The sequence below is a fragment of the Blastococcus sp. SYSU DS0552 genome, assembly GCF_054050815.1.
This window is the reverse complement of the sequence record NZ_JBJHAB010000015.1, coordinates 33,124-47,004: the sequence shown is the minus strand read 5'-3', so window position 1 is coordinate 47,004 and position 13,881 is coordinate 33,124. Positions and strand designations below refer to the sequence as shown.

Annotated in this window: 16 protein-coding genes and 1 tRNA gene; all 17 read right to left on the bottom strand. The window is 74.7% G+C overall.

Annotated features, from left to right (window positions below; genetic code table 11):
* Positions 1-136 precede the first annotated feature (136 nt).
* The 17 genes from ruvB to ACI8AG_RS15225 all read right to left on the bottom strand — a co-directional run bounded on the left by ruvB (position 137) and on the right by ACI8AG_RS15225 (position 13,693).
* The gene (gene ruvB / locus ACI8AG_RS15305) at positions 137-1,261 is read right to left on the bottom strand and encodes a Holliday junction branch migration DNA helicase RuvB (protein ID WP_456597720.1); all 1,125 of its coding nucleotides are present in this window, start codon (positions 1,259-1,261) and stop codon (positions 137-139) included.
* Positions 1,258-1,896: a Holliday junction branch migration protein RuvA gene (ruvA, locus tag ACI8AG_RS15300; protein ID WP_456597719.1), complete on the bottom strand. Its 639-nt coding sequence runs from the start codon at positions 1,894-1,896 to the stop codon at positions 1,258-1,260. The genes ruvB and ruvA overlap by 4 nt, the downstream gene beginning before the upstream one ends.
* Positions 1,893-2,465: a crossover junction endodeoxyribonuclease RuvC gene (gene ruvC / locus ACI8AG_RS15295; RefSeq protein ID WP_456597718.1), complete on the bottom strand. Its 573-nt coding sequence runs from the start codon at positions 2,463-2,465 to the stop codon at positions 1,893-1,895. Before ruvC ends, ruvA begins: the two co-directional genes overlap by 4 nt.
* Positions 2,466-2,616: 151 nt before the next feature.
* On the bottom strand, positions 2,617-3,378 hold the full coding sequence (locus tag ACI8AG_RS15290) for a YebC/PmpR family DNA-binding transcriptional regulator (RefSeq protein WP_456588626.1): 762 nt from the start codon (positions 3,376-3,378) through the stop codon (positions 2,617-2,619).
* The gene (gene pdxT, locus ACI8AG_RS15285; RefSeq protein WP_456588625.1) at positions 3,375-4,004 is read right to left on the bottom strand and encodes a pyridoxal 5'-phosphate synthase glutaminase subunit PdxT; all 630 of its coding nucleotides are present in this window, start codon (positions 4,002-4,004) and stop codon (positions 3,375-3,377) included. Before pdxT ends, ACI8AG_RS15290 begins: the two co-directional genes overlap by 4 nt.
* Positions 4,001-4,909, bottom strand: coding sequence for a pyridoxal 5'-phosphate synthase lyase subunit PdxS (gene pdxS / locus ACI8AG_RS15280; protein ID WP_456597717.1), 909 nt, complete (start codon positions 4,907-4,909; stop codon positions 4,001-4,003). The genes pdxT and pdxS overlap by 4 nt, the downstream gene beginning before the upstream one ends.
* A 49-nt stretch (positions 4,910-4,958) precedes the next feature.
* Positions 4,959-5,510: a hypothetical protein gene (locus tag ACI8AG_RS15275; RefSeq protein WP_456588623.1), complete on the bottom strand. Its 552-nt coding sequence runs from the start codon at positions 5,508-5,510 to the stop codon at positions 4,959-4,961.
* Positions 5,511-5,521: 11 nt separating this feature from the next.
* The gene (locus ACI8AG_RS15270; RefSeq protein ID WP_456588622.1) at positions 5,522-6,736 is read right to left on the bottom strand and encodes a glycosyltransferase family 4 protein; all 1,215 of its coding nucleotides are present in this window, start codon (positions 6,734-6,736) and stop codon (positions 5,522-5,524) included.
* A complete protein-coding gene (locus ACI8AG_RS15265; protein ID WP_456597716.1) occupies positions 6,736-7,680 on the bottom strand; it encodes a phosphatidylinositol mannoside acyltransferase in 945 nt (314 codons plus the stop codon). The genes ACI8AG_RS15270 and ACI8AG_RS15265 overlap by 1 nt, the downstream gene beginning before the upstream one ends.
* Positions 7,677-8,294 (bottom strand): phosphatidylinositol phosphate synthase, encoded by a 618-nt coding sequence (gene pgsA, locus ACI8AG_RS15260; protein WP_456597715.1) that lies wholly within the window; start codon positions 8,292-8,294, stop codon positions 7,677-7,679. The genes ACI8AG_RS15265 and pgsA overlap by 4 nt, the downstream gene beginning before the upstream one ends.
* A complete protein-coding gene (locus ACI8AG_RS15255; protein ID WP_456588619.1) occupies positions 8,295-8,876 on the bottom strand; it encodes an HIT family protein in 582 nt (193 codons plus the stop codon).
* Positions 8,873-10,918, bottom strand: coding sequence for a threonine--tRNA ligase (thrS, locus tag ACI8AG_RS15250; protein ID WP_456597714.1), 2,046 nt, complete (start codon positions 10,916-10,918; stop codon positions 8,873-8,875). The genes ACI8AG_RS15255 and thrS overlap by 4 nt, the downstream gene beginning before the upstream one ends.
* A gap of 50 nt (positions 10,919-10,968) precedes the next feature.
* On the bottom strand, positions 10,969-12,099 hold the full coding sequence (locus tag ACI8AG_RS15245) for a CapA family protein (protein WP_456597713.1): 1,131 nt from the start codon (positions 12,097-12,099) through the stop codon (positions 10,969-10,971).
* Between the two features lie 10 nt (positions 12,100-12,109).
* A complete protein-coding gene (locus tag ACI8AG_RS15240) occupies positions 12,110-12,655 on the bottom strand; it encodes an MOSC N-terminal beta barrel domain-containing protein (RefSeq protein WP_456597712.1) in 546 nt (181 codons plus the stop codon).
* Positions 12,656-12,664: 9 nt separating this feature from the next.
* Positions 12,665-13,048 (bottom strand): HNH endonuclease, encoded by a 384-nt coding sequence (locus tag ACI8AG_RS15235; protein ID WP_456588615.1) that lies wholly within the window; start codon positions 13,046-13,048, stop codon positions 12,665-12,667.
* A 91-nt stretch (positions 13,049-13,139) separates the two neighbouring features.
* Positions 13,140-13,211: transfer RNA gene (locus tag ACI8AG_RS15230), tRNA-Val, on the bottom strand.
* 26 nt (positions 13,212-13,237) lie between these two features.
* Positions 13,238-13,693: a TIGR02611 family protein gene (locus tag ACI8AG_RS15225; protein WP_456597711.1), complete on the bottom strand. Its 456-nt coding sequence runs from the start codon at positions 13,691-13,693 to the stop codon at positions 13,238-13,240.
* Positions 13,694-13,881 lie beyond the last annotated feature (188 nt).

Sequence of the window (13,881 nt, the reverse complement as noted above, 5' to 3'; positions counted from 1 at the left end):
TCTCTTCCGCGACTGGTTGCTCGCGGTGGGTGCGGCCCGGGACGGGACCGCTCGGGTGCATCGGTTGCCGTACGCACGGCGACCAGGCGGGACGCGCACGGCCCGGCCTGCGAGTTGCGCGCCAGCGTCCGGGAGTCTAGGCGTCGAACAGGGTCTCTGACGACGACCCCGGTGCCTGTGGGTCTGCTGTGACCCGGCCGAGCGCGACGCCGCCGGCCGGCAGCGGCCGGCCGAGGTGCGCCCAGGCGGCCTCGGTCGCGACCCGCCCGCGCGGCGTGCGGGCCAGCAGCCCGGCGCGCACCAGGAACGGCTCGCACACCTCCTCGACCGTGTGCGGCTCCTCGCCGACGGCCACCGCCAGGGTGGCGACGCCGACCGGCCCGCCACCGAACTTGCCGACCAGCGCGTCCAGCACCTCCCGGTCCAGCCGGTCCAGGCCCAGGTGGTCGACGTCGTACAGGGCCAGCGCGGCCTCGGCGACCTCGCGGGTCACCCGGCCGTCGGCCTCCACCTCGGCGTAGTCGCGCACCCGGCGCAGCAGCCGGTTGGCGATGCGCGGGGTCCCGCGGGAGCGCCCCGCGATCTCCGCCGACCCCTCGTCGGTCAGCTCCACCCCGAGCAGCGCCGCGCTGCGGGCCAGCACCCGCTGCAGGTCGGCCGGCTCGTAGAACTCCATCTGGCCGACGAAGCCGAACCGGTCCCGCAGCGGGCCGGTGAGCAGCCCGGCGCGGGTGGTGGCGCCGACCAGCGTGAACGGGTTGATCTCCAGCGGGATCGCCGTCGCCCCGGGGCCCTTGCCGACGACGACGTCGACCCGGAAGTCCTCCATCGCCATGTAGAGCAGTTCCTCGGCGGGGCGGGCGATGCGGTGGATCTCGTCGATGAAGAGGACGTCGCCGGGGGCCAGGTTCGACAGCATCGCGGCGAGGTCGCCGGACCGCTCGATCGCCGGCCCGCTGGTGATCTTCACCGAGGTGCCCAGCTCGGAGCCGATGATCAGCGCCAGGCTGGTCTTCCCCAGCCCGGGCGGGCCGGAGAGCAGGACGTGGTCGGGCGTGCGGCCACGGCGGCGCGCCCCCTCGAGCACCAGGGCCAGCTGGCGGGCGACCTTGGGCTGGCCGATGAAGTCGTCGAGCGAGTGCGGGCGCAGCGCCGACTCGACGACCCGCTCCTCGTCCCCCGCCTGCGGCGACACCGACCACTCCGGCGCCGCCTCGGCGGCCAGCTCACCGGTCAGCGACCGGTCGAACGGCGCGGTCACGACCTACCCAGCAGCTGGAGCGCCCGCCGCAGCAGCACCGCGACCTCCACGCTCCCGGTCGCCGCGAGCTGCTCGTCGGCCACCGGGGCCAGCTGGGCGACCGCCCCCTCGGCCTCCTTGCCGCTCCACCCCAGCCCGACGAGGGCCGAGGTGAGCTGGTCCCGCCACGGGGCCACCGGCGTGACCGACGGCAGCCCGGCGGGCGCCGGCGCGTCCAGCGAGGTGTCGGTGCTGGTCGAGCCGAGGCGGTCGCGCAGCTCGAGGATGAGCCGCTCGGCCCCCTTCTTGCCGATGCCGGGGACCTGCATGAGCGCCTTGACGTCGGCCATCGAGACGGCGCGGCGGACCTCCCGCGGCGGGTGGATGGCCAGCACCGCCTGGGCCAGCCGCGGCCCGACGCCGTTCGCCGTCTGCAGCAGCTCGAACAGCTGGCGCTCGTCGTCGTCGGCGAAGCCGTAGAGGGTGAGCGAGTCCTCGCGCACGACCAGGCTGGTGGCCAGCCGGGCGGCCTCCCCCACCTGCAGCCGGGCGATCGTCCCCGGGGTGCACTGCACCGCCAGGCCGATCCCGCCGACCTCGACGACGGCGCCGTCGGGCCCCACCGCGGCCACCCGGCCGTGCACGCTGGCGATCATCGGGCCGCCACCCCCGTCCACCGGGGCAAAGTGCCGGTGGACCGCACCGGCGCGCCGATCCCACCGGCGATCGCGGCGGTCCGCAGCCGCTGCTGCGCCGGGCCGCGCCACGCGTGGCAGACCGCCAGCGCCAGGGCGTCGGCGGCGTCGGCCGGCTTGGGGGCGGTGGCGAGCCCCAGGACCCGGGTGACCATGAGGGTGACCTGCTCCTTGTCCGCGCGGCCGTTGCCCGAGATCGCGGCCTTCACCTCGCTGGGCGTGTGCCAGGCGACCGGGCGGTCGGCCTGGGCGGCGGCCAGCGCGGCGACGCCCGCCGCCTGCGCCGTGCCCGTCGCCGTGCCCTTGTTGTTCTGGGTGAACACCCGCTCGATCGCCACGACGTCGGGACGGTGCTCGCGCAACAGCGCCGTGACGGCGGTGTGCAGCTCGAGCAGCCGCAGCTCGAGGTCGAGCTCGGCCATGGTGCGGACCACGCCGACGCCGACCGCCGTCGGCCGCGCCCCCGGGCGCCCGTCGACCACGCCCCACCCGCACCGGGTGAGGCCCGGGTCGATACCGAGCACCCGCATCGTCACGCTCCCGTCAGCCGAACTGGTGTTCGACCGAGGCTAACCGCAGCCCCCGACCGGACCCCGTCAACACGCCAGGTGATCTGACGAATCGGCCCCGGGGCAGGGACCCGCCGCGAGCGCAGCGAGCGGTGGGGGCACCGGGGTCCTTCTAGGCGTCGGCGGTGACCTTCTCCATGACGTCGTCGGGCACCTCGTAGTTGGCGTAGACGTTCTGCACGTCGTCGAGGTCCTCGAGGGCGTCGATGAGCTTGAAGACCTTGGTCGCCCCGTCCTCGTCGAGCTCCACCTGGACGCTGGGCAGGAAGCCCGCGTCGGCGGAGTCGTACTCGATACCGGCCTCCTGCAGCGCGGTGCGCACGGCCACCAGGTCACCGGGCTCGCAGATGACCTCGAGCGTGTCGCCCAGGTCGCGCACCTCCTCGGCGCCGGCGTCCAGCACCGCCATCAGCACGCTGTCCTCGTCGACGTCGCCGGACTTCGGCACCACGACCACGCCCTTGCGGGAGAAGAGGTAGGAGACCGAGCCGGGGTCGGCCATCGACCCGCCGTTGCGGGTCATGGCGGTGCGGACCTCCATGGCCGAGCGGTTCTTGTTGTCGGTGAGGCACTCGATGAGCACCGCGACACCGCCGGCCGCGTAGCCCTCGTAGGTGATGCCCTGGTAGTCGACGCCACCGGCCTCGGCGCCCGATCCGCGCTTGACCGCACGGTCGATGTTGTCGTTGGGCACCGAGCTCTTCTTCGCCTTCTGGATGGCGTCGAAGAGCGTCGGGTTGCCGGCGGGGTCACCGCCGCCCGTGCGGGCGGCGACCTCGATGTTCTTGATCAGCTTGGCGAAGAGCTTGCCGCGCTTGGCGTCGATCCCGGCCTTCTTGTGCTTGGTCGTCGCCCACTTGGAGTGGCCGCTCACGGCTCTCCCCTCTCTGCGTCGGCCAGGTGAGCGCGCACGATGTCGACGAACAGCGCGTGCACCCGGCGGTCCCCGGTCAGCTCGGGGTGGAAGCTGGTGGCCACCACGTCGCCCTGGCGGACCGCGACGATCCTACCGTCGGCCGCACCGCCCACGACCCGCCCGAGGACCTGCACCCCCGGGCCGGCCTCCTCCACCCACGGCGCGCGGATGAAGACGGCGTGCAGCGGGCCCCCGCCGAGCCCGTCCAGCTCGACCCGGGTCTCGAAGGAGTCGGCCTGCCGGCCGAAGGCGTTCCGCCGGACGGTCACGTCCAGCCCGCCGACGGTCGGCTGCCCCGGCGGGGCGCCGACCAGCCGGTCGGCGAGCAGGATCATGCCCGCGCAGGTCCCGTAGGCGGGCAGCCCCGCGCGCACCGCCGCGCGCAGCGGCTCGAGCAGACCGAACCGCCCGGCCAGGGTCCCCATCGTCGTCGACTCCCCGCCGGGGACGACGATCCCGTCGACGCCGGCCAGCTCCTCCGGCCGGCGCACCGGCCGCGGCTCGGCCCCCTCGGCCCGCAGCACCGCGAGGTGCTCGCGGACGTCGCCCTGCAGCGCCAGCACCCCGATGACGGGGGCGGTCACCACCCGCGGGTGGCGTAGCGCTCGGCCGCCGGCAGCGTCGAGACGTCGATCCCGACCATCGGCTCGCCCAGCCCGCGCGAGACCTTGGCGATCACGTCGGGGTCGTCGGAGAACGTCGTCGCCTGCACGATGGCCGCCGCCCGCTGCGCCGGGTCGCCGGACTTGAAGATGCCCGAGCCGACAAACACGCCCTCGGCGCCCAGCTGCATCATCATCGCCGCGTCGGCCGGGGTGGCGATGCCACCGGCGGTGAACAGCACCACCGGCAGCTTGCCGAGCCGGGCCACCTCGGCCACCAGGTCGTACGGCGCCCGCAGCTCCTTGGCGGCCACGAAGAGCTCGCTCTCGTCGAGGGTGCCCAGCGCCTTGATGCCGGCCCGGATCGACCGCATGTGCCGGGTGGCCTCCACGACGTTGCCGGTGCCGGCCTCGCCCTTGGACCGGATCATCGCCGCGCCCTCGGAGATGCGCCGCAGCGCCTCGCCGAGGTCGGTGGCGCCGCAGACGAACGGCACGGTGAACGCGTGCTTGTCGATGTGGTGCGCCTCGTCCGCGGGGGTGAGCACCTCGGACTCGTCGATGTAGTCCACACCGAGGGACTGCAGCACCTGCGCCTCGACGAAGTGGCCGATGCGGGCCTTGGCCATCACGGGGATGGAGACGGCGTCGACGATCCCCTGGACCATGTCCGGGTCGCTCATCCGCGCGATGCCGCCCTGGGCGCGGATGTCGGCCGGCACCCGCTCCAGCGCCATCACCGCCACGGCGCCGGCGTCCTCGGCGATCCGGGCCTGCTCCGGCGTGACGACGTCCATGATGACGCCGCCCTTGAGCTGCTCGGCCATGCCGCGCTTCACGCGGTCGGTACCGGTCCGGGCGACGGACGGGTAGGGCTGCGTCGTCACAGGTTTCCGCCTTGGGGTCGAGAACGGGGGGTCCCCCACCCTACGGGCGTCAGCCGGCGAGGCGGCCGGCCACGTCGGCGTCCTTGGTCACGTCGCCCAGGCGGTCGTCGATGTCGAAGTAGCGCGGCAGCGGGCGCGTGCGGTGCAGGCCCGCCCAACGGGGGAAGCGCCGGCCGCGCAGCTCGCGGGTGTCGCGCACGGCGTCGTTGTAGAACCGGCGGGCCAGGGCGACCCGCGTCTGGGTGCCCGCCAGGTCCGCGCGCAGCGCCGCGGGGACGCCCGGCAGGCCGGGCGGCAGCTCGCGCAGCTGGTGCCCGAGCGCGTTCTCCGCCAGCTCGCGGTCCCCCGCGTCGCGGGCCGCGCGCGCCTCCGCTGCGTGCGACACCAGGCCGAGCCGGACCTCGGCGGCGAGGGCCGCTGGGTGATGGCGGGCCAGCTCCTCGGCGAGCCCGGCGCGGCGCTGCAGCTGGGCGTCCAGCGTCGCCCAGGCCCGGTCGACCCGGGCGTCCAGCCGCCGCAGCCGGGTGAGCGTCCAGCCGGTCCAGACCACCAGGAGCAGGAGCACTCCGGCGGCGAGCAGCAACCAGGCCAGAGACGTCACGGTCCCCGAGGCTAGCGGCGCGGCCGCCGTATGCGGGGAGGTCCGGCCGCGGTGCCTGTCGGCGGCACGCCGGGGAACTCGTCCTCGGGCGCCGCGGTCACCACGCCGCCGCCGGGCGGCAGGACGGTCTCGTACACCGCCAGGACGCGGCGGGCGAGCACCTGCCAGTCGTAGCGCGCGGCCACCTGGGAGCCGCGCGCGGCGAGCTCGGCGCGCCGGGCGGGGTCGGCGAGCAGGTCCGCGAGCGCCCGGCCGAGCGCGGCCGGGTCGTCGCGTCGCACCACGACTCCCGCGGCCCCGTCGTCCAGCACCCGGACGAAGGCGTCCAGGTCGCTGGCGACGACGGGCGCCCCGGCGGCCATCGCCTCGATGAGGATCACGCCGAACGACTCACCGAGCAGGTTGGGTGCGCAGTAGACGTCCACGCTCCGCAGCAGCGCCGCCTTGTCCGCCTCCGAGACCTCCCCGAGCAGGGTCACGTGCGGCCGCAGCTCGGTGCCCACCATGGACCACAGCTGGTCGGCGTCACCGCGTCCGGCGATGAGCAGCCGCACCGCCGGGTGGGTCCGGACGACGGTGCGCAGCGCCGCCAGCAGCACCGGCAGCCCCTTGCGGGGCTCGTCGAACCGCCCGACGAAGCCGATGGTGGGCGGGGCGCCCGTCCCCCGGCCGTAGCCGGGCAGCGGCGGCCCGTCGGCGAAGAACGGCACGTGCACGCCGTTGGGGATGATGACGGCGTCGCCCCCCAGGTGCTCGACCTGCACGCGCCGGGCGAAGTCGGAGACGGCGATCCGGCCGCTGATCTTCTCCAGCCAGGGCCGCGTCATGGGGCCGACGGCAGCCAGCCACTTGGAGCGGGTCGTCGCCGCGTGGAAGGTCGCCACGATCGGCCCGGTCGCGATCATGCAGACCAGCAGGGACACCGACGGGGTCGCCGGCTCGTGCACGTGGACGACGTCGAACCGGCCCTCCCGGAGCCAGCGGCGCACCCGCGCGGCCGACACGGGGCCGAACTGGAGGCTCGCCATCGAGCCGTTGTACGGGACCGGGACGGTGCGGCCGGCGAAGGTGACGAAGGGGTCGGTGACCGACTCCTCGTGCTGCGCGGGCGTGAGCACCTCCACGTGGTGGCCCATCCCGCGCAGCGTCACGGCGAAATCGCGCACGTGGTACTGGACACCACCGGGGACGTCCCAGCGGTAGGGGCAGACCAGGCCGATGCGCATCAGCCCGCGACCCCCCGGCCGGGCGCGACCGGATCGGCCGGGACGTCGGGCCAGATCCGGCCGAGCATGTGCCAGTCCTCGGGACGCTCGGCGATCCCGGCGGCGAACGCGTCGGCCACCTGCTGCATCGCCGTCCCCACCCGGTCGGCGAGCCGGCCGGGGCCCCGGACCGGCACCTCGGGCGAGATGCACATCCGCCACCCGGTCGCGGTGAACTGGCAGACCGCCGGCACGAGGGCGGCACCGGTGCGCTCGGCCAGCAGCGCCGCGCCACCGGGCATGGTGGCCGTCCGGCCGAAGAACGTCACCGGGACGCCGCCGGCACCGAGGTTGCGGTCGACCAGCAGGCAGGCCACGCCGCCGTCGGCCAGCCACTCGCGCAGGACCTCCGAGCTCGGCCGCTCCCCACCGGTGAGCGGCACCACCCGGAAGCCCAGGGACTCGCGGTAGTCGAGGAACCGCCGGTACAGCGACTCGGGGCGCAGCCGCTCGGCGACGGTCATGAAGGGGCCGTCCAGCCAATCGGTGAACCAGGCGCCTGCCGCGTCCCAGTTGCCGCTGTGCGGCAGGGCGGCGACCACCCCGCGCCCCTCGGCGCGGGCGCGCGCGATGTGCTCGATCCCGGGGACCACGCTGTCGCGCCGGATCCGCTCCGCGGTCAGCGTCGGCAGCCGGAAGGCCTCCTGCCAGTAGCGGGCGTAGGACCGCATCGCCCGGCGGGTCAGCTCCGCGAGCTCCGGCTCGGACAGCCGCCCGCCGGTCACCACCCGCAGGTTGGCGCGCAGCTGGCGGACGCCCCGGCCGTCGCGACCGGCGGCCCATTCCCCCGCCCGGTCGAACAGTGACCGCGCGGCCGGCTCCGGGAGCATGCGCACCGCCCGCCACCCCGCTGCGTACCCCGCGTCGGACAGCCGACCGGCCAGCCGCTCCCGAGCGCCGCTCACGGTTCGATCCGCCGTCCGTCCGCGGACCGCTTCACCGCCAGCACCCGCTGGGCCACCGTGACGGCGCTGCCGGCCAGCAGCACCCACAACGCCACGTGGACGGCGTACGGGATGCCCAGCCCGGTGAAGCCGGTGCCGGTCAGCACCAGGATCAGCCGCTCCGTCCGCTCGACGACGCCGACGTCGCAGGACAGCCCCATCCCCTCGGCCCGCGCCTTGATGTAGGAGGTGAGGACGCCCAGCACCAGGCAGAGCAGCGCGAGCAGGACGAGGAGCCGGTTGTCCCCGCTCCCGGCGAACCACCAGATCAGCGCGCCGAAGATGGCGGCGTCGGCGGCGCGGTCACCGGTGGAGTCCAGCACGGCACCGAAGACCGAGCCGCCGCCGCGCAGGCGGGCCAGCGCGCCGTCGAGCATGTCCAGCAGCACGAAGAGCGTGACGGTGAACGCCCCCCAGAAGAGGTGCCCGGTCGCGATGAGCCCGGCGGCGCCGGCGATCGCCCCGACGGTCCCGGTGATCGTGACCATGTCCGGGGTGACCCCGAGCCGGGCCAGCCGCACGGCCAGCGGGTTGACCACCTTGGCCACCACGGGGCGGGCGTTGACGCCGAGCACTCAGGCCTCCGGGCTCGTGGCGTGGTGGTCCGCCCAGGCGGCGGCGAGCAGGGCGCGCGTCTCCCCCAGCACCTGCGGGAGCACGCGGGTGAGCCCGATGACCGGCATGAAGTTGGTGTCCCCGCCCCAGCGCGGCACGGCGTGCTGGTGCAGGTGGTCGGCGATGCCGGCGCCGGCGACGGATCCCTGGTTCATCCCGATGTTGAAGCCGTGCGCACCGGTCACCGCCCGCACCACCCGCATCGCCGTCTGCGTGAAGGCGCCGAGCTCGGCGACCTCCGCCGGCGTGAGGTCGGTGTAGTCGGGCACGTGCCGGTACGGCACCAGCATGAGGTGGCCGGCGTTGTAGGGGTACAGGTTGAGGACGGCGAAGACCGTCTCCCCCCGCGCCACGACCAGCCCGGCGGCGTCCTCCAGGGTGGGGATGACGCAGAACGGGCAGTCGTGCGCGCCCGTCGGCTTCCCCTCCCCGCGGATGTAGGCCATGCGGTAGGGCGTCCACAGGTGCTCGAACACCGTCGCCGGACCGCCGTCGTCGGAGGAGACCGCCACCCGGTACGGCTCGTGCGGCTCTCCGGTCATCCGGGGACCGCCGCGGTGTCCGCCGTCGGGTCGGCGTTGGTGCGGGCCGCGACCCAGGCGGCGACGAACTCGACGGCGTCGTCGACCAGCACACCGTTGCGCTGGCTGCCGTCGCGGAAGCGGAAGGAGACCGCGCCGGCGTCGGCGTCGGTGGCCCCGGCGATGAGGACGAAGGGGACCTTCTGCTTGCTCGCCGTCCGGATCTTCTTCTGCATCCGGTCGTCGGAGTCGTCGATCTCCACCCGCAGGCCGCGGGCGCGCAGCTTCAGCGCGACGTCGGTGAGGTAGGGCACCTGCTCGTCGGTGACCGGGATGCCGACGACCTGGACCGGGGCCAGCCACGCCGGGAAGGCGCCCGCGTAGTGCTCGGTCAGGACGCCGAAGAAGCGCTCGATCGAGCCGAACTTCGCCGAGTGGATCATCACCGGCTGCTGGCGGCCGCCGTCGGCGGAGGTGTACTCCAGGCCGAAGCGGGCCGGCTGGTTGAAGTCGTACTGGATCGTCGACATCTGCCAGGTCCGGCCGATGGCGTCGCGGGCCTGCACGGAGATCTTCGGCCCGTAGTAGGCCGCCCCGCCCGGATCCGGCACCAGCTCCAGGCCGGTCTCCTGCGCCGCCTCCTCGAGGACGGCGGTGGCGACCGCCCACTCCTCGTCGGACCCGATGAACTTGTCGGACTCGTCGCGGGTGGACAGCTCCAGGAAGTAGTCGTCCAGCCCGAAGTCGCGCAGGAGGCCCAGCACGAACGCCAGCAGGTGCCGGATCTCCCCGGGCGCCTGCTCGGGGGTGACGTAGCTGTGCGAGTCGTCCTGGGCGAAGCCCCGCACCCGGGTCAGGCCGTGCACGACGCCGGACTGCTCGTAGCGGTAGACCGAGCCGAACTCGAACAGCCGCAGGGGGAGCTCGCGGTAGGACCGCCCGCGCGACCGGAAGATCAGGTTGTGCATCGGGCAGTTCATGGCCTTGAGGTAGTACTTCGCGTTGTCCAGGTCCATGCCCGGGAACATGGTCTCCTCGTAGTACGGGAGGTGCCCGGAGGTCTCGAACAGCCCGCTCTTGCTGATGTGCGGGGTGCCGACGTAGTCGAAGCCCTCCTCCAGGTGCCGGCGCCGGACGTAGTCCTCCATCTCCCGCTTGATCACCCCGCCCTTGGGGTGGAAGACGGGCAGCCCGGAGCCGATTTCGTCCGGGAAGCTGAACAGGTCCAGCTCGACGCCGAGCCGGCGGTGGTCGCGTCGCTCGGCCTCGGCGAGGTGCTCCAGGTAGGCCTTGTGCGCCTCCTTGCTCTCCCAGGCGGTGCCGTAGACGCGCTGCAGCTGCGGGTTCTTCTCGCTGCCCCGCCAGTACGCCGCTGCGCTCCGGGTGAGGCTGAAGGCGGGGATGCTCGACGTCCGCGGCAGGTGCGGGCCGCGGCACAGGTCGGTCCAGACCCGCTCGCCCGACCGCGGGTCGAGGTTGTCGTACATCGTCAGCTGCGCGCCGCCGACCTCGACGTCGGCGCCCTCGGCCGCGGCCCCGACGTCGTCGCCGGCGCCGCCCTTCAGCCCGATGAGCTCGAGCTTGTACGGCTCGTGGGCGAGCTCCCCCTTGGCGTCGTCGTCGCTGATCTCGCGCCGGGCGAAGTACTGCCCGGCCTTCACGATCTCCTGCATGCGCTTCTCGAGCGCCTTCAGGTCCTCGGGGGTGAACGGCCGCTCGGGGTCGAAGTCGTAGTAGAAGCCGTTCTCGACCGGCGGGCCGATGCCCAGACGGGTGCCCGGGAAGAGGTCCTGCACCGCCTGGGCGAGCACGTGAGCGGCGGAGTGCCGGATGACCGCGCGCCCGTCGGCGCTGGACGCCGCGACGGCCTCGACCTCGGCGTCGGCGTCCGGGGCCCAGGCGAGGTCCTTGAGGTCACCGGTGGCCACGTCGCGGACGACGACGGCACCGTCGGGGCCCTTGAGCGGGACGCCGGCGGCCTTGAGCGCGTCCTGGGCCGTCGTCCCGGCCGGCACCCGGATCGGTCCGACGGCGGTGGGCGAGGGCTGGGTGGACACGAGCATGCTCCAGGGGATCGAGGAACGGGCGCCCTGAGCCTAGTGCGCCCCCGCGCTCACCCCGGGACGATGCCCAGCCCCGTGGCCACCGCACCCCGCCGGTCGAGGACGCCGGCGATCCGCGCGAAGCTCTCGGGGTCGGCCGGGACGATCCGCACGGCGTCCTCCCCCAGCTCGATGCGCAGCGGCACCGCCTCCGCCCGGGAGACGGCGAACCGGCCGTCGGCGCCGCGGGTGAAGGTGAAGCGGGCGGCCACCGAGTCCTCGGTCGGGTACCCGCGGGTGGCGTGCTCGGCGAGGTGGTTGCCGAGGCCGTAGGCGACCCACTCGCCGCCGATCCGCTCGAAGGGCTGCACCACGTGCGCATGGTGGCCGAGCACGAGGTCGACGTCCGGGGAGCCCAGCAGCGCCCGCGCGGCCGCCTCCTGGGTGGGCGTCGGGTCGTTGTCGTACTCCTGGCAGCAGTGCAGGCTCGCGACGACGACCTCGGCGCCCGCCGCCCGCGCCCGCGCCGCGGCGGCCAGCATGCCGGGCACGTCCGGCAGGGCGGCGACGTCCACCGACCACTCCCGGCCGGCAGGCAGCGGCACGCCGTTGAGGCTGAACGTCGCCGCGACGTGGCCGACGCGCACGCCGTCCACGTCGACGAGCGTCGGCCGGCCGCTCTCCTCCCGGCTCCGGTAGGTGCCGGTGTGCCCGATGCCGGCCCCCGCCAGCGTGTCGATCGTGCGGGTGAGCCCGTCGAAGCCGGCGTCCAGCGAGTGGTTGGACGCCGTGGAGCACAGGTCGTACCCCGCGCCGGCCAGCGCGTCGACGATCTCCGGCTGGACGCTGAAGCTCGGGTAGCCGCGGTACGGGCCACCCTCCGGGGCGACCGGCGTCTCCAGGTGGCAGATGGCCAGGTCGGCGTCGCCGACCAGGTCGGCGACGGGCGCGAACACCCCGCTGAAGTCGTACGAGCCGTCGGGCTGCCGGGCACCGGAGGTGAGCGCCCGGCCCTGGTGCACCAGCACGTCGCCGGTCGCGAGCAGCGTGAAGCTCTCGGGCTCGGGCTCGGGCGGCGGTTCCGGGGCCGCAGCGGACGCCCCGGGCCCGGAGACGCCGGCCGGCTCGGCGGGCGCACCGGCCCCGCCACCGCAGCCGGCCAGCAGGAGCACGGCCGCCCCGGCGGCCCCCCAGCGACGCATGGCGCCGACGCTAGAGCAGGACGGCGTCGCCGACGGTCAGCTCGCCGGGCTGTCGCACCTCGGCGTAGACGCCGAGGCAGTGCTTGGGGGTGCGGACCACGGCCAGCTCGGCGGTGCCGATCCGCACCGTGCGGCCCACCCAGCTCCGCTCGTCGTCGTCGGGCAGGTCCAGGAGCACGTTGGCGCGCGGGTCGTCGGCGGAGCAGCCTTCGGGGACGTCGCCGGCCGCCGCCCGGTCGATCGCCTGGCGGGAGACGAGGTGCACGGGGGCCGCGTCGGCACCGGAGCCCCCGGGTGCCCGCTCGATGCGCACGGGCCGGCCCAGCGCACCGCTCACCGCCGCCGCGTCGGCCTCCGGAGCACCGGTGGGCGTGAGCGCGGCGAGGCCGGGTGCGTGCTTGCCGCGCAGCACCTCCCCGCTCTCCGCGTCGACGACCGTCCAGGCCCGGTCGCCCTCCGGGCCGGCCCACCCGACGCGGACGGAGTTCCGGGCCGTGCCGCCGAGGGACTTGACGGGGTAGATCCAGATCCGCGCCACGCGCCCGGTCGTCGTCACGGCCCGACCCTAGGCCGCCGACCGCGAGCGGCGCAGGCGGCGGAGCTGCGCGTCCAGGTAGGGCCGGGCGCGCCGCTGCCCACCGGTCCGGGTGATCGCGGCGGCGAGGTCGCCCAGGGCTCGGGCCAGGCGCGCCTCGTCGGCCGGCCAGCCCCGGCGGCGGCACTCCTCCAGCCACTCGACCGGGCTGCGGTGGCCCCGCTCGCCGTTGCAGCGCGAGCAGGCGGCGACCTCGTTCTCCAGCCACGACGGTCCGCCCTTGACGCGGGGCACGACGTGCTCGGTGGTGGGGCGGACCAGCGGGGAGAACCGGCGCCCGCACCACATGCAGGTCGGCCCGTCGCGGTCCAGGAGCAGCTGGAGCCGGGCGGCGCGGTCGGGCTGGGCGCTCATCGCACCCATCGTCCCGCGATCCGGGCCGGGTCGCCGCGGAACGCCGAAGGGCCAGGTCCCCTGCCTGGGTGACCTGGCCCTTCGCGTGCGGTGGGCGATACTGGGTTCGAACCAGTGACCTCTTCGGTGTGAACGAAGCGCTCTACCACTGAGCCAATCGCCCGTTGCGCCTCTGATTGTGCCAGACGCTCATCGCCAGAGCGGTACCCACCCCGGAACCCAGTCGGGGACGCCCACCAGGTGCAGGCTGACGACGAGGATGCCGTACACGAGGGCCGCCGTCGCCAGCGCGAGTAGCAGCCGCACCCAGACCGGCTGCGCGGCGACCCAGTCGGTCCAGCGCGCGACGTGGCGCTTCGTGAACTCGAGCAGCCGCTCGGCCCAGGTGAACTCGGTGGCGAGGATGAAGAGGCCCGCGATGACCGTCAGCCACCCCGGTCCGGGCAGCGGGATGGTGACCAGGCCGATGGCGACGATGAGGCCGCCGACGATCCCCACGCCCACCCGGTAGCCGTGGTTGACGCTCCGGCGCACGGCCAGCCGCCTCCGCCAGCGCGCCTCGGCCACGCGCTCGCGCAGGCTGTGCACGTCATCGGCGTCGTAGCGCGCGCGTCGCTCGTCCGGGGTCTCCGGGTGCTGGCGCACGCCCGCCGCCGGTGCCGCCGTGGTCTCTGATCCGCTCAGCTGGTCACCTGCCCGGTCGCGACTACCTCCGTCGGTGCCGACGGAGCCTGCCGACCGGGCTCGAGCAGATGCCGTATCCGGGGGAAGCCGTCGAGGCCGGTCACCTGGGAGCCTACGGCGCCGATCTCGATCTGTGACCGCATGACGTC

What these genes read in the sequence shown, in the direction of transcription:
- ruvA (WP_456597719.1), bottom strand. Translation starts at nt 1,896, where the DNA reads ATGATCGCCAGCGTGCACGGCCGGGTGGCCGCGGTGGGGCCCGACGGC.
- ruvC (WP_456597718.1), bottom strand. Translation starts at nt 2,465, where the DNA reads ATGCGGGTGCTCGGTATCGACCCGGGCCTCACCCGGTGCGGGTGGGGC.
- ACI8AG_RS15255 (WP_456588619.1), bottom strand. Translation starts at nt 8,876, where the DNA reads ATGACCGGAGAGCCGCACGAGCCGTACCGGGTGGCGGTCTCCTCCGAC.
- ACI8AG_RS15235 (WP_456588615.1), bottom strand. Translation starts at nt 13,048, where the DNA reads ATGAGCGCCCAGCCCGACCGCGCCGCCCGGCTCCAGCTGCTCCTGGAC.
- ACI8AG_RS15245 (WP_456597713.1), bottom strand. Translation starts at nt 12,099, where the DNA reads ATGCGTCGCTGGGGGGCCGCCGGGGCGGCCGTGCTCCTGCTGGCCGGC.
- ACI8AG_RS15270 (WP_456588622.1), bottom strand. Translation starts at nt 6,736, where the DNA reads ATGCGCATCGGCCTGGTCTGCCCCTACCGCTGGGACGTCCCCGGTGGT.
- thrS (WP_456597714.1), bottom strand. Translation starts at nt 10,918, where the DNA reads ATGCTCGTGTCCACCCAGCCCTCGCCCACCGCCGTCGGACCGATCCGG.